The sequence below is a fragment of the Mesorhizobium sp. M0018 genome (genome assembly GCF_040323955.1).
Taxonomy (GTDB): Bacteria; Pseudomonadota; Alphaproteobacteria; order Rhizobiales; family Rhizobiaceae; genus Mesorhizobium.
Genome location: NZ_JAMYVL010000001.1, coordinates 187671 through 206289 on the forward strand (window position 1 = coordinate 187671; position 18619 = coordinate 206289).

The 18619-nt window shown below is 63.3% G+C and carries 21 protein-coding genes and 1 pseudogene; 12 read left to right on the forward strand and 10 right to left on the reverse strand.

Annotated features, from left to right (window positions below; translation table 11 throughout):
* The first annotated feature begins 65 nt into the window (after nucleotides 1-65).
* From NKJ81_RS00880 to NKJ81_RS00895, 4 genes are read left to right on the forward strand one after another with little or no spacing between them, the layout of a single operon-like run.
* Nucleotides 66-926: an FAD binding domain-containing protein gene (locus NKJ81_RS00880; RefSeq protein ID WP_352539333.1), complete on the forward strand. Its 861-nt coding sequence runs from the start codon at nucleotides 66-68 to the stop codon at nucleotides 924-926.
* Nucleotides 926-1402 carry a (2Fe-2S)-binding protein gene (locus tag NKJ81_RS00885; protein WP_352539334.1) on the forward strand — a complete coding sequence of 159 codons (477 nt, stop codon included), beginning with the start codon at nucleotides 926-928 and terminating at the stop codon, nucleotides 1400-1402. The genes NKJ81_RS00880 and NKJ81_RS00885 overlap by 1 nt, the downstream gene beginning before the upstream one ends.
* 2 nt (nucleotides 1403-1404) lie before the next feature.
* On the forward strand, nucleotides 1405-3669 hold the full coding sequence (locus tag NKJ81_RS00890; protein WP_352539485.1) for a xanthine dehydrogenase family protein molybdopterin-binding subunit: 2265 nt from the start codon (nucleotides 1405-1407) through the stop codon (nucleotides 3667-3669).
* A complete protein-coding gene (locus NKJ81_RS00895; protein WP_023675441.1) occupies nucleotides 3669-3914 on the forward strand; it encodes a MoaD/ThiS family protein in 246 nt (81 codons plus the stop codon). Before NKJ81_RS00890 ends, NKJ81_RS00895 begins: the two co-directional genes overlap by 1 nt.
* Nucleotides 3915-3999: 85 nt before the next feature.
* Here NKJ81_RS00895 and NKJ81_RS00900 read toward each other — a convergent pair whose 3' ends face one another.
* Nucleotides 4000-4452, reverse strand: a complete 453-nt coding sequence (locus tag NKJ81_RS00900) for an Lrp/AsnC family transcriptional regulator (RefSeq protein ID WP_352469560.1) — start codon at nucleotides 4450-4452, stop codon at nucleotides 4000-4002.
* A 118-nt stretch (nucleotides 4453-4570) separates the two neighbouring features.
* Between NKJ81_RS00900 and NKJ81_RS00905 the strand changes: the two genes are divergently transcribed.
* Nucleotides 4571-5581 carry a nucleoside recognition domain-containing protein gene (locus NKJ81_RS00905; RefSeq protein WP_352539335.1) on the forward strand — a complete coding sequence of 337 codons (1011 nt, stop codon included), beginning with the start codon at nucleotides 4571-4573 and terminating at the stop codon, nucleotides 5579-5581.
* Nucleotides 5582-5638: 57 nt separating this feature from the next.
* Here the strand turns inward: NKJ81_RS00905 and NKJ81_RS00910 are convergent.
* Nucleotides 5639-5836: pseudogene (locus NKJ81_RS00910) on the reverse strand (chloride channel protein); the annotation flags it as partial.
* 200 nt (nucleotides 5837-6036) lie between these two features.
* Between NKJ81_RS00910 and NKJ81_RS00915 the strand changes: the two are divergent.
* Complete coding sequence (locus NKJ81_RS00915; RefSeq protein ID WP_352448193.1) at nucleotides 6037-6321, forward strand: SCP2 sterol-binding domain-containing protein; 285 nt, start codon at nucleotides 6037-6039, stop codon at nucleotides 6319-6321.
* A gap of 208 nt (nucleotides 6322-6529) precedes the next feature.
* Here the strand turns inward: NKJ81_RS00915 and NKJ81_RS00920 are convergent, their stop codons facing one another.
* The gene (locus tag NKJ81_RS00920) at nucleotides 6530-7132 is read right to left on the reverse strand and encodes a GNAT family N-acetyltransferase (RefSeq protein WP_352539486.1); all 603 of its coding nucleotides are present in this window, start codon (nucleotides 7130-7132) and stop codon (nucleotides 6530-6532) included.
* Between the two features lie 209 nt (nucleotides 7133-7341).
* Nucleotides 7342-8475, reverse strand: a complete 1134-nt coding sequence (odc2, locus tag NKJ81_RS00925; protein ID WP_352469558.1) for an ornithine/lysine decarboxylase — start codon at nucleotides 8473-8475, stop codon at nucleotides 7342-7344.
* A gap of 562 nt (nucleotides 8476-9037) precedes the next feature.
* Between odc2 and NKJ81_RS00930 the strand changes: the two genes are divergently transcribed.
* From NKJ81_RS00930 to NKJ81_RS00945, 4 genes are all read left to right on the forward strand, one after another.
* Nucleotides 9038-10237 (forward strand): amidase, encoded by a 1200-nt coding sequence (locus NKJ81_RS00930; protein ID WP_352539336.1) that lies wholly within the window; start codon nucleotides 9038-9040, stop codon nucleotides 10235-10237.
* A gap of 1 nt (nucleotide 10238) precedes the next feature.
* Nucleotides 10239-11138, forward strand: a complete 900-nt coding sequence (locus NKJ81_RS00935; protein WP_352469556.1) for a LysR family transcriptional regulator — start codon at nucleotides 10239-10241, stop codon at nucleotides 11136-11138.
* Between the two features lie 86 nt (nucleotides 11139-11224).
* Nucleotides 11225-11893 (forward strand): DUF1007 family protein, encoded by a 669-nt coding sequence (locus NKJ81_RS00940; RefSeq protein WP_352469555.1) that lies wholly within the window; start codon nucleotides 11225-11227, stop codon nucleotides 11891-11893.
* Entirely contained in the window at nucleotides 11890-13035 is a 1146-nt protein-coding gene (locus NKJ81_RS00945; protein ID WP_352539487.1) for a nickel/cobalt transporter, read from the forward strand. Before NKJ81_RS00940 ends, NKJ81_RS00945 begins: the two co-directional genes overlap by 4 nt.
* Nucleotides 13036-13060: 25 nt before the next feature.
* Here NKJ81_RS00945 and denD read toward each other — a convergent pair whose 3' ends face one another.
* The 4 genes from denD to NKJ81_RS00965 form a co-directional block, all read right to left on the reverse strand.
* The gene (denD, locus tag NKJ81_RS00950; RefSeq protein ID WP_352539337.1) at nucleotides 13061-14038 is read right to left on the reverse strand and encodes a D-erythronate dehydrogenase; all 978 of its coding nucleotides are present in this window, start codon (nucleotides 14036-14038) and stop codon (nucleotides 13061-13063) included.
* 1 nt (nucleotide 14039) lies between these two features.
* Nucleotides 14040-14246, reverse strand: coding sequence for a hypothetical protein (locus NKJ81_RS00955; protein WP_352539338.1), 207 nt, complete (start codon nucleotides 14244-14246; stop codon nucleotides 14040-14042).
* Between the two features lie 62 nt (nucleotides 14247-14308).
* Nucleotides 14309-15292, reverse strand: coding sequence for a cation diffusion facilitator family transporter (locus NKJ81_RS00960; RefSeq protein WP_352539339.1), 984 nt, complete (start codon nucleotides 15290-15292; stop codon nucleotides 14309-14311).
* 113 nt (nucleotides 15293-15405) lie between these two features.
* On the reverse strand, nucleotides 15406-16092 hold the full coding sequence (locus NKJ81_RS00965; RefSeq protein WP_352539340.1) for a GNAT family N-acetyltransferase: 687 nt from the start codon (nucleotides 16090-16092) through the stop codon (nucleotides 15406-15408).
* A gap of 83 nt (nucleotides 16093-16175) precedes the next feature.
* Between NKJ81_RS00965 and NKJ81_RS00970 the strand changes: the two genes are divergently transcribed.
* Complete coding sequence (locus NKJ81_RS00970) at nucleotides 16176-17360, forward strand: pyridoxal phosphate-dependent aminotransferase (RefSeq protein ID WP_352488769.1); 1185 nt, start codon at nucleotides 16176-16178, stop codon at nucleotides 17358-17360.
* Between the two features lie 22 nt (nucleotides 17361-17382).
* A complete protein-coding gene (locus NKJ81_RS00975; protein ID WP_254816974.1) occupies nucleotides 17383-17763 on the forward strand; it encodes a YciI family protein in 381 nt (126 codons plus the stop codon).
* Here the strand turns inward: NKJ81_RS00975 and NKJ81_RS00980 are convergent.
* Together NKJ81_RS00980 and NKJ81_RS00985 are read right to left on the reverse strand one after the other, a co-directional pair.
* On the reverse strand, nucleotides 17760-18065 hold the full coding sequence (locus tag NKJ81_RS00980; protein WP_352539341.1) for a transposase: 306 nt from the start codon (nucleotides 18063-18065) through the stop codon (nucleotides 17760-17762). The two genes, NKJ81_RS00975 and NKJ81_RS00980, sit on opposite strands and share 4 nt — an antisense overlap.
* Nucleotides 18066-18090: 25 nt before the next feature.
* Entirely contained in the window at nucleotides 18091-18543 is a 453-nt protein-coding gene (locus NKJ81_RS00985) for a hypothetical protein (RefSeq protein WP_352539342.1), read from the reverse strand.
* Nucleotides 18544-18619: the final 76 nt, after the last annotated feature.

The window sequence follows — 18619 nt, forward strand, 5'->3', positions numbered from 1 at the left end:
CAGGATGGCCATTGTGGAGAGACGGTTATATCAGTTGGTGTGACTATGACCACTAAGGGGAGACGATGCGTTACATACGTCCGCTTTCAATTGAAGACGCCGCCGGCCTGTTGGCCGGTTCAGCCGGCACGGCCGCCATCCTCGCCGGAGGCAGCGACCTCTTGGTGCGAATGAAAGGCGGCTTTATCGAACCCGACCTGATCGTCGACATCAAGGCGATCGACGGGCTTGGCGAGATCAGGGAAACAGCCGAGGGCTTCAGCATCGGCGCGGCGGTCCCCTGCGCCGTGCTGGGCGAGAACACGGCCCTGCAGAAGGCATGGCCCGGCGTCGTCGAAGCGGCCAAGCTGATCGGCTCGAAGCAGGTGCAGGGACGCTGCACCATCGTCGGCAATCTGTGCAACGCCTCGCCGGCCGCCGACAGCGTGCCGGCGCTGGTCGCCGCTGGCGCCAAGGCTGTGGTCGTCGGCCCGGGAACCAGGCGCACGATTGCCGTGCAAGCGGTGCCGACTGGGCCGGGCAAGACGTCGCTGGCCAAGGGCGAGATCATCGAGGCAATCCTGCTCGACAGCCGTCTGCCGCGTTCGGGCGATGCCTATCTGCGTTTCATTCCGCGCACGGAGATGGACATAGCGGTGGTAAGCGCCGGCGTGAACTTGACGCTCGATGAGCAAGGTCGCGTCAAATCCGCCCGTCTGGCGTTGGGCGCCGTGGCGCCGACGGTGATTCTGGTCGAGGAGGCCGCCGAGGTTCTCATCGGCTCCAAGCTGGACGAAGCCACGCTGGAGAGGCTCGCCAAGGTCTGCTCGGGCGCCTGCCGGCCGATCGACGACAAGCGCGGCACCATCGAATTCAGACGGAAAGTCGCGGGTGTGCTGGCCAAGCGGGCCGCCACGACCGCCTATGCACGCGCAGGAGGCAAATGATGGCTGGTGTGGCAGTATCAACGACAATCAACGGCGACAATGTCGAGTTCCTTTGCCAGCCGGACGAGACGCTGCTTGATGTCCTGCGCGATCGCCTGGGGCTGACGGGCGCCAAGGAAGGCTGCGGCACCGGCGACTGCGGGGCCTGCAGCATCATCCTCGACGATCGGCTGGTGTGCTCGTGCCTGGTGCTCGGCGCGGAGGCCGAGGGCCGGCACGTCGAGACCATCGAGGGCATGGCGCACGGCGACAGGCTGCATCCGCTGCAGCAGAAATTCCTGGAGCACGCCGCACTTCAATGCGGCGTCTGCACGCCGGGCTTTTTGATAGCGGCGAAGGACCTTTTGGCCAAGAACCCCGACCCGACCGAGGAGGAGATCCGCTTCGGCCTCGCCGGGAACCTCTGCCGCTGCACCGGCTATGACAAGATCGTGCGTGCCGTTCAGGACGCGGCCAGCGTGATGAAGGGAGCATGACGATGAATTTCGATCCGCGTTACTCCGGACGCAATTTCACCTCTGTCGGCACGCGTCCCATTCGTCCCGACGGCGTCGACAAGGTGACGGGCCGCGCACGCTATGGCGCCGACTTCAACATGGCCGGGCAACTGGTCGGGCGCGTTCTCAGAAGCCCCCATGCCCATGCCACGATCAGGAAGATCGACACGTCGAAGGCGGAGAAGCTCGCCGGCGTCAAGGCCGTGATCACCGCGGCCGACCTGCCCGACCTCACCGACGGCGATGCCGCCATGTACGACATCCTCGACAACTGCATGGCGCGCAAGAAAGCGCTCTATGACGGCCATGCCGTGGCCGCGGTGGCTGCGGTCGATGCCCGCACGGCGAGGCAGGCACTGAAGCTGATCGAGGTCGACTACGAGGTGCTGCCGCATGTCACCGACGTCGACGAGGCGATGAAGCACTCCGCACCTCTGGTCAACGACGCCATCTTCACCGAGGGCCTCGAGCAAAAGCCCCTCAAGCCTTCCAATGTCACCAAGCGCACCCAGTACGGCCATGGCGACATCCATGTAGGTTTCGGCCAGGCCGACTTCGTTGTCGAACGCTCCTTCAAGACCGAGCAGACGCACCAGGGTTATATCGAGCCGCATGCCTGCGTGGCCAATGTCAGCTCCGACGGCACCGCCGACCTGTGGGTCTGTACGCAAGGCCATTTTGTCTACCGCCAACACTGCGCCCAACTGCTTGGCATGGAAGCCTCGAAGCTGCGCGTCACCTCCTCGGAGATCGGCGGCGGTTTCGGCGGCAAGACCCATGTCTGGGCCGAGCCGGTGGCACTGGCGCTGTCACGCAAGGCCGGGCGGCCGGTCAAGCTGGTCATGACGCGCGACGAGGTGTTCCGCGCCTCCGGCCCGACCAGCGCCACCTCGATCGATGTTCGGATCGGCGCCCGCAAGGACGGCACGATCACGGCGGCCGAGGCGACGCTGCGCTATAGCTGCGGCCCCTATGCCGGCACGTGGGCCGAGATCGGCGCCATGACGGCCTTTGCCTGCTACAAGCTCGAGAACGTCAGGACGGTCGGCTACGAAGTGCTGGTCAACCGGCCCAAGACCGCGGCCTATCGCGCGCCGTCGGCTCCGATGGCGGCGTTTGCGGTGGAAAGTGCGGTCGACGAGCTGGCCAAGGAGATCGGCATGGACCCCGTCGAGTTCCGGATCAGGAACGCGGCGCAGGAAGGCACCAGATCGTCCTATGGACCGGTATACGGCCCGATCGGCATCGGGCCGACGCTGGAGGCGGTGAAGAACCATCCGCACATGAAGGCGCCGCTCGGCAAGAACCAGGGCCGCGGAATGGCCTGCGGCTTCTGGTTCAATTTCGGTGGCCAGACCTGCACCGACCTCAACATCGGCATGGACGGCTCGGTCTCGCTTGCCGTCGGCACGGTCGATGTGGGTGGTTCCCGCGCGTCGCTTTCGCTGGTCGCGGCGGAGGAGCTCGGCATCCCCTATGAGCAGGTCAAGGCGGTGGTCGCCGATACCTCCAGCCTCGGCTACAACGACATGACGGACGGCAGCCGCGGCACCTTCTCCTCCTCCATGGCGACGATCTCGGCCGCCCGCAACGCCATCAAGGTGTTGCGGGAACGCGCCGCACAGATGTGGGACATTCCCGTCGACGATGTGGTCTGGGAAAAAGGTCACGCGATTGCCAAGGGCGAGAAATACGGCAACCTTGCAGCATTGTCGCTGAAGGAGATCGCAGCCGCGTCAGGGAAGACGGGGGGACCGATTGCAGGCCATAGCGAGCTCGTCGCCGACGGCGCCGGCGTCTCCTTCGCCACCCATATCTGCGATATCGAGGTCGATCCCGAGACCGGCTCCACCAGGGTGCTGCGCTATACCGTCGTTCAGGACGCCGGCAAGGCGGTGCATCCGACCTATGTCGAGGGGCAATACCAGGGCGGTGCCGCACAAGGCATCGGCTGGGCGCTCAACGAGGAGTATATCTACGGCAAGGACGGGCGGCTGCAGAACCCTGGCTTCCTCGATTACCGCATCCCGGTCTGCTCGGACCTGCCGATGATCGACACGCAGATCCTCGAGATCCCCAATCCCAACCATCCCTACGGGGTACGCGGCGTCGGCGAGACCTCGATCGTGCCGCCGCTGGCGGCGATCGCCAATGCGGTGTCGAACGCCGCGGGCGTGCGCATGACCCATATCCCGATGTCGCCGCCGCGCATTCTGGCGGCGATCGAGGCGGAACGGGGAGGCTGATGGTCGAAGTAACGCTCTGGGGGTCGCTCGGCGCGATCGCCGGAGGCAAGAGCAAGGTCGAAATCGAGGCGAAGGATATTCGGGAGCTGTTCAGGAAACTGGCTGAACAGTATCCCGGCCTCGAGCCATACATCGATCGCGGCATCGCCGTCGCCATCGACGGGACGATCTATCGCGACACCTGGTCGAAGGAACTGCCGGAAGGGGCGGAGATTTTCCTGCTGCCGCGCCTTGCCGGGGGATGATTTGGGCTCGAGCTCAAGCCGCGCTCCGTGCGGCCAATGCTCGTTTATGAATTCGCGGCCCAGCAGGTCTATCGTAACCCGAACACTACAGTGGAATTGCGGTCACTTCTTTGGCCGTTCGGATCACGAACATCGTGTGGTATCGCGCGACGTTGCTTCGGTCTCGGAACAGTCGCTCGCACAGTGCATCGAACTCTTCCATATCCGTCAGGCGGAGCATGAGGACGGCGTCGGTTTCGCCGCTTACACTGTAGGCCTGAGTGACGGCCGGTTCCTGGGCGGCCAACTCGAGAAAGTCCCGCATATACTGCTCACCATGACGCTCCAGTTCGACGGTGACGATCGCCTTCAAGCCCCGGCCAGCCTTTGCCGGTGCGAGAAGCGCGACAACGCGGCTGATGACACCGCTTTTCTTCAGTCGTCGTATGCGGCGCAGGCAGCTCGAAGGGGAAAGCCCGATTAACCCCGCCAGTTTGGCGTTAGTTCGTGAGGCATCATCCTGGAGCAGGTTGAGAAGCCTTCTGTCGATCTTGTCCATGTCGGTCGCGCTCAGCGTCGGTGCGTTGCAATTTTATTGCACGGAATCGCAAACTTTGACCACAAATGCGAAGCGTCTCACGCTACTCAGACGGCTCCAGGGATGATGGAGCAGCATGATGGCAATTTGCGCCGCCTTCTATCGCAAGACATTGGAGACGCTTGGAATCTATTGGGAACTGGTTCGCGTGATCGTTCCGGTTGCGATTGCCACGCGGCTGCTGCAGGACCTTGGTGTCATCCAGGCGATTTCTCCGTTCTTCTCCCCGCTCATGTTGCAGGTGGGGTTGCCACCTGAACTCGCCTTTGCCTGGCTGACGGGATTGCTGGTCGGGATCTGGGGCGCGCTTGTGATCGTATTCACCTTGGTTCCGGTTTCGGCGCTCAGCACTGCCGACATGACGGTTCTTTCGGCTCTCTTGCTGTTTGCACATGCCATTCCGATCGAGCAACGGATCATTCAGAGGGCCGGACCGAGCTTCCTAGTCACCACGGCGCTTCGTATTGGCGGGGGTTTGGTCTTTGCTGTCCTTCTGCATCAGATATTCGCCGTGACCGGATGGCTGTCAGGACCGGTGAAGCCGGCGTGGATGCCGACGAATGAAAGCACCGACTGGGGCGGCTTTTTCCTGGGTACGCTCAAAACCCTGGGCATCATGCTCGTTGTTCTGCTTGCGCTGAGCTGGGTGATCGAGCTTCTAAAGATGTCGGGCATTTTGGATTGGATGAACAGAGGGCTTGCACCGCTCTTTCGGCTCGCCGGCATCGAAAAGCAGACGGTACCTTTCGCCGCTGTCGGCCTGTTTCTCGGGATTTCCTATGGCGCAGGACTGCTGATCCGCGAGGCGCGCACGCCTAGCGCGGAGCCGCGTCAGATATTCCTTGCCTGCGTGTTCATGGGTTTTGCCCATAGCCTCATTGAGGATACATTGGTCGTCGTCACGCTTGGCGCTGATGTTACGAGCGTGCTTCTCGGTCGCCTAGCGTTTGCCGTGCTCGCGACCGCCGTGATCGCAAAAGTAATCAAGGCGGTTCCCGACGCTTTTTTCTTCAAGACACTCTTCCACAAGGAAGAAGACAGTTCGCGCAATCGGATTTCGGAGCCGGCGATTAGCGGGCCGTTGACGTGAGCCCACCTTACGCAGCAGCCGACATGTGTGTCGCATCGCTATCGGGACAGGACGCGGCTACCCCTCGCCCGACAGATCCCGCCGCGCCTTGTCGAGTTCCTCGGCATAGCGCCGCATCAGGTGGCCTTCGGTCAGCAGCCCGACCACCTTGCGATCGGTGAAATCCTCGACCACCGCCAATTCCTCGGCGCCGGCGCGCTGGAAGGTCTCGGCCGCCGATTGCACGTTCATGCTCGGCACCAGCACCGCATCCTTTGGCGAAGGACAGCACCGGCAACCATGCCCGCGTGATGCTGCGGCGATAAAGCCCATCTTCACCTCGGGGAACTGCGTTGACGTAAACGTCAACCCGAAGCTATATGCGCCGGCGGCCGTGGCTGTAAAACCAGGCAAGCGGCTTCGGCCAGGTCGAAGCGCCGGCGCGCGACAAACGCAAGCAGACGAGGAGAACCGCCATGAGCGTTCAGGAGATTGCCGACAACATCAGGTCGCGCGTGGCGAGTGCCGGGTTCGATCGCTCGGTGAAATTCGACACCGGCAGCGACGGCGTCATCGTCATCGACGGCGCCGATGTCTCGACTACCGATGCGCCGGCTGATTGCACCATAAAGCTGTCGCTCGACGATCTGGACTCGCTGATATCAGGCGACCTCAACCCGACCATGGCCTTCATGTCCGGCAAGATAAAGGTCGAAGGCGACATGAGCGTCGCCATGGCGCTCAGCCAGCTGATCGGCTGATCGGCCAAGCAAAGCGCCAATGGTCGACCTCGGCGCCGCCCCTCATCGCCCTGCCGGGCACTTCTCCCCGTATAGTGACGGGGAGAAGGGGCTGGCCGCAACGTCGATGCCGGCAGGCAGGTGAGGGGCAGCGCCGGCGTCCGGAACGGGCAATGGAGGCGAAACCGCCCTCCCACTCCGGCTCGGTCCTCTGAGCATCACGCCCCCTCTAGGCAGCGAGCGGCAGCCGCTGTGCCTTCAGCTTGCGCACGGCCGCCTTCAGCGTGCCTTGCGCGCCGTCGAGCGCGCCGACAACCAGTTCCCGCGCCAGCAGGCGGTGCCGCTCGTAAGGCCCCGGCATGGCCAGCGAGCCGGTCTTTGCGGCCGAAAACCCGAAGCGCTTGTAATAGGGCGTGTCGCCGACCAGCAGGATCGCCGCATGGCCAAGCCGCTCGGCCTCAGTGACCGCATGGCGCATCAGCGCCGAGCCGATGCCGGCATTTTTCAGCGCCGGGTCGACGGCAAGCGGGCCGAGCAGCAGCGCTGCCTTGCCGCCCTCGCCCAGCACCACGTCCCACAGCCGCACCGTGCCGGCAACAGTGCCCGACGCGTCGCGCGCGACAAAGGCCAGGCCCTCCGAAGGCCGGCGGCCGCGCCGCAGCTTTTCCGACGACTTCTTCCGGCGCTTCGGCCCCATGGCGCGATCGAGCAAAGCCTCGCGAGCGCCAACGTCGGCGGTGGTTTCGGCGACGACCGCAATCTCCCCCCTCGAGAGGGAGATGTCGCCGAAGGCGACAGAGGGGGTTGTCGCGCGTGAAGCGCCGGCCTCCATCTGCGGCAGGAGGCCGAGTCCAGTCGAACCGACCCCCTCTGGCCGCTTCGCGGCCATCTCCCCCTCGAGGGGGGAGATTCCCACGCCTTCAACGATGAGATCTGCAACGTTCATTTCCGCGATCCTTCACAAGCGGATTGTTCCACAGGCGAGCCCGGGCGGGCGACAGGCGCCCATCTCCGGATGATCTGATCGGTTCTTTCGAACCGTCAGATCACGTAGGATCGGAGAGGCTCGAAGCCGTTGAAGGCGACCGATGCATAGGTCGTCGTATAGGCGCCGGTGCCCTCGATCAGCACCTCGTCGCCGATGGTCAGCGACAAGGGCAGCGGGTACGGCGTCTTTTCGTACATCACGTCGGCCGAATCGCAGGTCGGGCCGGCGAGCACGCAAGGCGCGGTCTCGCTGCCGTCATGCGCGGTGACGATCGGGTAGCGGATCGCCTCGTCCATCGTCTCGGCGAGACCGCCGAACTTGCCGATGTCGAGGAACACCCAGCGCACATTGTCGTTATCGGCTTTCTTCGAGATCAGCACGACTTCCGACTTGATGACGCCGGCATTGCCGACCATGCCGCGGCCCGGCTCGATGATCGTCTCGGGGATCGCGTTGCCGAAATGCTTCCTGAGCGCCGAGAAGATCGCCTGGCCGTAGGCCTGCGCCACCGGCACATCCCTGAGATAGCGGGTCGGGAAGCCGCCGCCCATATTGACCATCTTCAGCACGATGCCTTCGTCGGCCAGCGTCGCGAACACCTTCTTGGCGTCGCTGAGCGCACGGTCCCAGGCGGTCAGGTCGGTCTGCTGCGAGCCGACATGGAACGACACGCCATGGGCGTCGAGGCCGAGCGCCCTGGCATGGCGCAGCACGTCGACCGCCATCGCCGGCACACAGCCGAACTTGCGCGACAGCGGCCATTCGGCGCCCTCGCCGTCGGTCAGGACGCGGCAGAACACACGGGCGCCGGGAGCGACGCGGGCGATCTTCTCGACCTCTTCGACGCAGTCCACCGCAAACAGCTTGATGCCGAGCTGGTAGGCGCGCTGGATGTCGCGCTCCTTCTTGATGGTGTTGCCGAAGGAGATGCGGTCCGCCGGCGCACCGGCGTCCATCGCCATCTCGACTTCGGCAACGGAAGCGGTGTCGAAGGACGAGCCCATCGCAGCAAGCAGGCGCAGGATTTCCGGCGCCGGATTTGCTTTCACCGCATAGTAGATCTTGGAATCGGGAAGCGCCTTCTCGAAGGCGCGGAAATTGTCGCGCACGACATCGAGATCGACGACGAGGCACGGGCCGTTCGGACGTCGGGTGGCGAGAAAGTCAAGGATGCGCTGGGTAGCCATCGGGTCTCTCCATCAGCGCCTTGCGGCGCGCACAAGGGCTTGCGGACGCGGGCTCTCGGCCTCGCGAACACGCGGTGGACAAAGGCGGGACGGAAATCCATGGAACCAGCCGGTGGAGACCCCGGAACCATGAAGCGCCGTCTCGCGGCGGTGAACCTTGGCCTTGCCCGGCCTCGGTTCGCTTTGTCTGCCTTGGCTTGGATGGGAGACCCGTCCGCACTGCCGGCAATGAAGGTGTGCCTCTTCAGTAACCCCGGTCTTTGGACGACCGGCAGAACACCAGAAAGGCCCGCACCGTCGTTGCTTCAAGGTGTCCTCGGTTGGCGGTTGGCCGCTAAACCGACTGGAGGGGTTGGCTCCAGTTACCTTACCGATTGCCCTCACCATTCGAGGATCGACGGACACCCACAGGCACGTGCGACTTTGGGCAAGCGCGATATAAGATCGAAAGATTTCACAATCAATAAAAATCGTATGGCAGGTTGTAAAATTTGTGGCATCGAACAATGCTGCGGCAACCAGAACAACAATGCTGCGGCAAGCACATCCGGATATCGAACGCATGACAGGCACTCGCGGCCCGCTGAACGCTTTTCTCGACCTTGATCAAACCCCTGTAGCCAATGCGAAATCCGGCCCGCTTGCCGGCTTGCGGCTTGCCGTAAAGGACATCTTCGACGTCGCCGGCTACCGCACCGGCTGCGGCAATCCGCAGAAATACCGGGACGCTTCACCGGCCATGGCGACCGCGCCGGCCGTCCAGGCGCTGCTTGATTCGGGCGCCCGCTTCGTCGGCAAGACGCAGACCGACGAACTCGCATTTTCCCTGCTGGGGCTGAACGCGCATTTCCCGTCGCCCATCAACCCGGCAGCACCCGACCGCGTCACCGGCGGCTCGTCCTCCGGTTCTGCCGCGGCAGTCGCCGGCGGGCTGGCCGACATTGCAACCGGATCGGACACCGGCGGCTCGATCCGAGCGCCGGCAAGCTTCTGCGGCCTGATCGGCCTCAGGACGACGCATGGCCGTATCCCGCTCGACGGCGCCATGCCGCTGGCGCCTTCGCTGGACACATTCGGTTGGTTCGCAAGCGACATCGTCATCTACGAAAAGGTCGGCACGGTGCTGCTCGGCGACGATCCGCATTCCCATGAACTGAGACGCCCCGTCACTCTCGCTGAGCTGGACGGCCTCGTGCTCGGCCCGCACGAGGCCGACGAATATCTCGCCATGCTCCGCAGTGTCGCTTCGGTGCTGGGCGCACCGCGCAGCGTCGGCCCGCTGTCGCATTCGACCGACGATCTCTATTGGTGCTTCCGCAAGCTGCAAGGCTATGAAGCCTGGCAAAGTCACGGCGCCTGGATCGCCGGCGGCGACCGCATGCTGGGACCCGGTGTCAAGGAGCGTTTCGAGCACGGCGCGACAATCGACGCGGCAACCGCGCAATGTGAAACGGAACGTCGCGTTTCGTTTCGCCTCGAACTGGCCGGCCTGCTTGGCGACGACGGCGTTCTTGTGCTTCCGACCGCTCCTGGTGCCGCGCCGCTCAAGGCCGCGTCATTCGACGATTTGCAGACCTATCGCGAGCGGGCGCTGAGACTGCTCTGCCTTTCCGGCCTGTCCGGCTTTCCGCAAATCACGCTGCCGCTCGGCAAGACCGGCGGGGCGCCGTTCGGCCTTTCGCTGCTCGGTCCGAAGAACAGCGACCGGCAGTTGATTGCGCTGGCCGCCCGCATCCTTTCGGCCCACCAAGGAGGCGCATGACATGGATACGCTGACCCGCATGCGCGCCTTCATCGACGTGGTCGAGGCCGAAGGATTTTCGGCGGCGGCGCGCAAGATCGGCCGCTCGAAGGCGCTATTGTCGAAATATGTGCGCGAGCTGGAGGACGAGCTCGGCGCGCTGCTGCTCAACCGCACCACCAGGCAGTTTTCCCTGACCGAGGCCGGCCACACCTATTACCGGCGCGCCTCGGAGATCGTGCGCGAGGTCGACAGCCTTGCCGATGCGGTGCGCGAATCCTCCGGCGACGTGCGCGGCAGGATCAAGCTGTCGGCGCCGCGCACCTTTGCCGACGCGCCGATCGGCCAGTCGCTGATCGACTTCGCCAAGCAGCACCCCGACATCGTGCTCGACATCCATCTCGACGACCGTTTCGTCGATCTGGTCGAGGAGGGCTTCGATCTGGCGGTGCGCATTTCGCGGCTGGAAAATTCCTCGTTGATCGCCAGGCGCCTGGCGCCATTTTCGGTACGGCTTTGCGCGTCTCCTGAACTGATCGCCAGGCACGGCATGCCGGTCAGGCCGCAAGACCTTGCCCGCGTGCCTTGCATCATCGACACCAATGGGCGCTGGCTCACCAACTGGCCGTTCAAAGGCGACAGCGGCGATACGGTGAGCGTTTCGGTTTCCGGCCCGATCGAGGTCAACAGCCCGATGGCGGCAAGGGCCGCTGCCGTGGCTGGATTGGGATTTTCCGTCCTGCCGGATTTCATCGCCGCGCCCGACATCGAAAGCGGCAAGCTGCTGACTGCGCTGGATGACCGCATTCTGCCCGGCGGCGGCATTTTTGCCGTCTATCCGCACCGGCGCTATCTGCCTGCAAAAGTTCGCGTTTTCGTCGACTTCCTGGTGCAGTGGTTCAAGACGCTGGACAACGCATGAGCTTTCAGCCGCGTTGCGGTCCCATTTTCGCCCGCTTTCTGGTAACTGTCGGCAATTCACCGAAGCCGATTGAATCGCGACCGAGAATGCACCTGAAACGGCAAGCAATCATGCTGGCTTCGGCCTTGACCGCGACGTTTGCCGCCGTCGGACCGGCTGAGGTGCATCCCCACGTCTTCGCCGAAGCCCGCCTCGAAGTGGTCCTCGGCCCGGATCACCAAACTGTGAAGGCATTGCGTCATGTCTGGCGCTTCGACGATTTGTTTTCGAGCACGGTGATGATGGAGTTCGACAAGAATTCCGACCTGAAACTCGACGACAAGGAGCTGAAGGATGTCGCCGACACCGTCCATGCCTCGCTTGCCGAATTCAACTATTTCCAGCTCGTCACCGTCGACGGCAAGGACGTGGCAATGACCCCGCCGCCGCATTTGATGGCCAATTTCGACAATGACCAGTTGATCATCCTGTTTGAATCTGAACCGAAGGTACCGATCAAACTGAGCGGCAAGATAGATATCGGCGTCTACGACCCGACCTTCTACACCGCGATCGATTTCACCGAGGATGCCAATCTGCAGGTCGATGGGTTGCCGCCGACCTGCACCAGCAAGGTTGTCCGCCCGAACCCGGACGAGGCGATCGCCCAGAACCAGAAGACCCTGACCGAGGCCTTCTTCAACGATCCGACAGGCACCGACATGAGCAAGATCTTTGCCACCAAGCTTGAACTGACCTGTCAGCCGGAAGGATAGATCCAGTGACCAAACCGTCCCTGCGTTTGGCATTCGGTCTTCTGGCCGCCGCCTTTGTGATGACGCACTTTCTCGGCTCCGCCCACGCCCAGAGTTCACTCGGCATCGGCACCAATGACGGCATGGCTCCAACCGCCACCGGCCCGTTCGCCCACATCCTGATGTGGATCAATCTGCGCCAGCAGGAATTCTATCATGCGCTTGCCGGCGCGATGAAGGCGATGCGCCAGGACGGCAGCAAGTTGTGGCTGCTCATCGGCCTGTCCTTTGCCTATGGCATTTTCCACGCCGCCGGCCCCGGTCACGGCAAGGCGGTGATCTCTTCCTACATGGTGGCCAATGAAGTGGCGCTCCGGCGCGGCATCATGCTGTCCTTCGTCTCGGCCCTGCTGCAGGCGCTGACCGCGATCGTGGTGATGCTGGTCGCCTATTTCTTGCTGCGCGGCACTGCCGTCTCGATGACAGACGCCGCATGGTTCCTTGAAATCATGAGCTATGTCTTCGTCACTCTGTTCGGCGCCTGGCTGCTGTGGCGCAAGGCCGGCCCGGCCATCCTTCGCCTGTTCGGCGCAAATCCGGGCTACAGCCTCTCGGCTGCCCATGCCGGCCATTCACATGCCGGCCATTCACATTCCGCGCATGCCCATGCGGCACATTCCCACGCGCTTGATGCGCATGACCACCACGATCATGCGCATGACCACGGCGCCCACGACCACGCCCATGCTGCGCACGATCACCACAGCCATGCGGCGGGCGAGGTCTGCGAGACGTGCGGACACTCGCATGCCCCCGACCCGGCGCTGCTTTCCGGTGATCGCTTCGATTGGCGCACGGCCTGGTCGGCGGTCGCTGCCGTCGGTATCCGCCCCTGTTCCGGCGCGCTGATCGTGCTGAGCTTCGCCTTGCTGAACGGGCTATGGTTCGGCGGCATCCTTTCGGTGCTGGCCATGGCGCTCGGCACCGCAATCACCGTCTCGGCCCTGGCGACGCTTGCGGTGACCGCCAAGAACTGGGCGGTGTATTTCGCCGGCGACGGCCGCATGGGCAACCGCATCCATTCCTTCGTCGAGATCGGCGGCGCCGCCTTCGTCTTCCTGTTCGGCCTGCTGCTGCTTTCGGCCAGCCTGACTGGCGCCTGACCTCGTTGCGTCCGATCGGGGCGCTTTAACTAGGGATATTGCCCCCCAACTCGTCTTCGATATGGACGCGGATGATCTCGTCGAAGCTCGTTTCGGCGGCAAAGCCAAGCTCCCTCGAGCGCCGCGCCTCGAAGCGCGTCGGCCAGCCCTTGACGATCGCCCAGATCGTCTCGTCGGGCTCCTCGCGGATCAGTTTCACCGCCTTGGCGCCGGCGACACGTTCCAGCGCTTCGATCTGTTCGCCGACGCTGACGGCGACGCCCGGCATCGCCAGGTTGCGGCGCGGGCCGACGGCACTGCCGTCGATCTGAGCCGCATGGATCAGGAAATTCACCGCCGAACGCGGGCTGGCGTGTGTGTGGACGACTGAGCGCGGCACCGGCAGGATCGCTTCATGGCCGCTCAGCGGCTCGCGGATGATACCGGAGAAGAACCCTGAGGCCGCCTTGTTCGGCTTTCCCGGCCTGACGCAGATGGTCGGCAGCCTGATGCCGATGCCGTCGAAGAAACCGCGGCGCGTATAGTCGGCAAGCAGCGCCTCGCCGATCAGCTTCTGCGTGCCGTAGGAGGTCAGCGGCGTCGGGTGGAACTCGTCCGGAATGATGTCGGGAAACGGTGCGCCGAACACGGCGATCGACGAGGTGAAGACGACGCGTGGCGTATAGGCGGCCAAGCGGATGGCATCGAACAGCGCCCTGGTGCCGTCGAGATTGACGCGATAGCCGAGATCGAAATTGGCCTCCGCCTCACCCGACACCACGCCGGCGAGATGGAAGATCACGTCGGGGCGCGGCGCGACCAGATTTGCGGTCGCTCCCGGTGCGGCAAGGTCGCCGGTGTGGAGGGTAATGCTGACACCTTCGAGCACCGGCGCTTGCGGCGGCACGATATCGTGAAGGTCGAGCGCGGCGATCTTGCGGCCGCCGAGCGTCCCGTCCTTGGCCAACCTGGCGATGAGTTTGCGGCCGACCATGCCTGCCGCGCCGGTAATCAGAATGCGCATGTCACTTTCCCTTTTTGCGCTGGCTGCGGCTACGCAGCCAGAACACGACGAAGATTGCCACCATGAAGATCGCCGCGACGACACCGGCAAGCACCGTCGAGACCCTGCCGACCGCCAGCATCACTGTTGGAAGATAATAGGCTGCGATGCCGAACAGCAGCAAAACCCAAGCGGCGCCGATCGCCGCATTGCGGGTGTCGCGGTCCATCACGCGGCGCCAGGGTGGCGAGAGTTCATGTCGATCGTTGCCAATGCCCAGAACTCCCGAAGTCAGTGATAATGGCCGCGGTGCGGTGCCGCATCATGCGCGTGATCGTGCTCGTCATCATGCTCATGGCTGTCGGCACATCGGCCGAATTCCGGTTCGACCGTGGCATGGGCTATGCCATGTTCCGCCGCAAGCCGCTTCTTGATCGCGCTTACCGCCATATGCGCGTCGACGCCGTCATTGAGGCAGGCATGCAACGTCGCCATGTTGCTGAAGCCGTCGAGCGACCAGACATGCATGTGATGCACCTCGCGCACGCCCTTGATCGAGCCTTCGATGTCCCTGGCGATCAGGTCGCGGTCGAGGCTTGCCGGCACGCCTTCGAGCAGGACGTGGGCTGCCTCGCGCATCAGCGACCAGGCCGTGGACAGGATCAGCAGCGAGACCAGGATCGACAGGATCGGATCGATGGGCGTCCAGCCCGTCGCCAGGATCACCAGCGCCGCGACGATCGCCGCTGCCGAGCCGAGCAGGTCGCCGAGCACGTGCAGGATGGCGCCGCGCATATTCAGGCTGCCGTGGTCGCCGCCGTGCAGCACGTAGAACGAGCCGAGATTGACCAGCAGGCCGGCGATCGCGACGACCAGCATCGGCCCGCCGAGCACCGGAGCCGGCGCTTGCAAGCGGCCCCAAGCCTCGTAGACGATCCACAGCGCGATGGCGAAGATGGCGATGCCGTTGGTGTAGGCGACCAGCGTCTTGACCCGGCCGAAGCCGTAGGTGAGGCGCACGGTCGCCGGCCGGCTCGCAAGGTGAAAGGCATACCAGGCAAGGCCGAGCGCGACGCAATCGGCAAGCATATGGCCGGCATCCGCCAGCAGCGCCAGTGAACCGGTGAAGATGGCGCCCAGCGTCTCCGCGACCATGAAGCCGGCGGTCAGGCAGGCAGCGATCAGCACGCGCTTCTTGTCGGTCGAGCCGTGCACATGACCTGCGCCATGGCTGTGGTCGTGGCCCTGCGCAGCGTGGTCGTGGGTATGCGCCATCTATAGCCCCTGCTAGAGCCTGATCTATCCCGGCAGACTCGGGATGGAGGCTCTGTCTTCTCGTTTGACCATAATCCTATCCGAAAACCGGATACCACTTTTCGGGAGCATGGTCAGGCGCCGAACTCGGCGCGAAAATCCTCGAGCCGCCGCTTCTGCTGGCCATCGCTGTCGAAATTGGCCGGATCGAGCCACGCTTCATAGGCTCTGCGCAGATCAGGCCATTCCCTGTCGATGATCGAATACCACGCGGTATCGCGGTTTTCGCCCTTGACCACAAGATGCTGACGGAAAATGCCCTCGAACTTGAAGCCGAAACGTTCCGCCGCGCGCTTCGACGGCTCGTTGCGATTGTTGCATTTCCATTCGTAGCGGCGGTAGCCAAGCTCGTCGAAGACATACTTCATGAACAGGAACTGCGCTTCCGTCGCCGCCGGCTTTCGCGAGATCAACGGGCCCCAATAGATGTTGCCGATCTCGATGACGCCGTAGGCGGCGTCGATGCGCATCAGCGTCTGGCGCCCGGCGACCTTGCCGCTGGCCTTGTCGATGACTGTGAAGAACAGCGGGTCCTCGCTGGCTTCTGCCTTGTCCAGCCACGGCTGGAAGGCGGCACGGCTCTCCGGCGGGTAGTCTGGCAGCCAGGCGAAGCGGCCGCCGGCATCGGCCACCGACGAGGCCTCAAACAGGCCGTCACCGTGTTTTTCGGCGTTGAGCGGCTCCAGCCTGACAGTTCGCCCCTCCAGCACCTTGCGTTCGGGCCGCGGGCGCGGTTGCCAATTCTTGAGATTTTCCGACACCGAAAACTCCAATCCGTTTGACTTTTGCGGGCGGACGCTCACAAAAACGCACGCTCGCTGAAAGAACCACACGGACGGGAAAAATGCTCCACACGATTTCGGCCTTCGACCGCCTCGGCGAGGAAAATGCGTTCGCGGTGCTGGCGCGTGCCACGGCACTTGCCCACCAGGGCCGCGATATTGTCAATCTCGGCATCGGCCAGCCCGACTTCAAGACGCCGCAGCACATCGTCGAGGCCGCGATCAAGGCGCTGCGCGATGGCCATCACGGCTATACGCCGGCCAACGGCCTGCTGGCGACGCGCGAAGCGGTGGTACGCCGCACGCTGGCCACCACCGGCGTCGAAGTCTCGCCCGAAGCGGTGATGATCCTGCCCGGCGGCAAGCCGACCATGTTCGCGGCGATCCTGATGTTCGGCGAGCCGGGCGCCGAAATTCTCTATCCCGATCCCGGCTTTCCGATCTACCGCTCGATGATCGAGTTCACCGGTGCTGCCCCCATCCCGGTGCCGATGCGCGAGGAGAACGGCTTTGCCTTTTCGGCTGCGGAGACCTTGGCGCTGATCACCCCGAAGACCAGGCTGCTGATCCTCAACTCGCCCGCCAATCCGACCGGCGGCGTCACGCCTCGCGCCGAGATCGAAAAGCTGGTCAGGGGGCTGCAAGCGCACCCGGACGTCGCCATCCTCTCCGACGAGATCTACGACGTGATGACCTATGACGGCGAGACGCACTGCTCGCTGCTCGCCTTCCCCGAAATCCGCGACCGGCTGATCGTGCTCAACGGCTGGTCGAAGACCTGGGCGATGACCGGTTGGCGCATGGGCTGGTCGATCTGGCCGAATGGCGACAAGGGCGCGCATCTCTACGACAAGGTGCGCAAGCTGGCGGTCAATTGCTGGTCCTGCGTCAACGCGCCGAGCCAGTATGCCGGCATAGCCGCCATCGACGGCCCGCAGGACGACGTCGACAAGATGATGCGCGCCTTCGACCGCCGCAGGAAGGTCGTGGTCGAGGGGTTGAATGCCTTGCCCGGCGTTTCCTGCATTACGCCGAAAGGCGCCTTCTATGCCTTCCCCAATGTTTCCAAGACCGGCTGGAAGGCCAAGAAGCTCGCCTCGGCGCTGCTCGAGGATGCCGGCGTGGCGCTGATCGGCGGCCCCGATTTCGGCATTCTCGGCGAAGGCTATGTCAGGCTGTCCTACGCCAATTCCGAGGAGAACATCCTGCGCGCGCTGGAGCGGATCGAGGCGTTCCTGGCGAAGTGAGGACGACGATAGGAGAAGCCACATGTTCTATGCCATTCTTGCCTATCACGAGGAAGAAGCGATTACGGCACTGACGCCTGAGCAGGATGCGGCGCTGATGACCGATCTTCTCCAGATCAACGATCGGCTCTACCGCCAAGGCACCCTTGGGCCGGCGGCCCGGCTCGGCGCGACACAAGACGCCTGCACCTTGCGCGGGCCAGGCACCGGAATGGTTATCGACGGCCCCTTCGCCGAGACCAAGGAACAATTGCTGGGGCTCTATGTCGTCGACTGCGCCAACCGTGACGCCGCCATCGACATTGCGCGCGACCTTCGCCGTGTCAATCCGACCGCCGTCTACGAAATCCGCCCGATTTCGCTATATTTACCCGGCGTGCCGCTTCCGGTCACCCGGCCCTAGGACGTAGACTCATAGCTACGTGGCCAGATGCGGATTGCGACGAGTTTTAGGGCGGCAAGAAAGTTCTCAGCCAGCTTGTCGTAGCGCGTCGCGATGCGACGGAACTGTTTGGCTTTGTTGAAGAAGCGCTCGATCAGGTTACGGGCTTTGTATAGGAAGGGCTGAAGTAGATCGGGGCCTTGCGATAGGCTTTGGGGGATATTGGCCCAAGTGTTCTGGTCGGTGATGGCAGTGCGCAATGCGTTGGCATCGTAGCCCTTGTCGGCGAGCAGCATCGCACTTTCAGGCAAATCTTTGATCAAGTCCGCTGCGGAGGCAGACATTTGGCTATGAAAGTGACGTCCAGACCACACTGTCAAGATCGGGAGAGTAGCGGGCGATGATAGCCTCTTGATCATGTTCCTGCGTGAGAATTATCTGCTTCCCAGTAGCGTCACCGAGCAATCGCATAAAGCGGTCAAGCTTCTCAACCTCGGTTTTTCCGCTGACTTGCCTTGGATCGAAGTCGAACTCAATTTCGACAGCGCTGAAGAAGTGACATGCAAGCTGGATTGGCCCGACGTAGAAAGACAGTAAGCTGCCTGTTTCGCTTTCCAGGGCCGCTTCGACGCCCAATGGCATCGACTCGATCTTGCCGGAGACACTGAAACTAGCAGGCGGGGTCCATTCGAGGAGGATGTCCCAGACGACCTGCCAATCTGCCTCAGACGTGTTCAGAACGTAGATGTCTCGCCAGGAGCCGTCCCAAGCGAAATCCGATGCTATCTGTTCCCAATTCATGCATGAACCATTCTCTATGACTGCAATTCTAGCATGACATACGCCATGACCGCTTTCCACAAATCCCAAGCCCGCT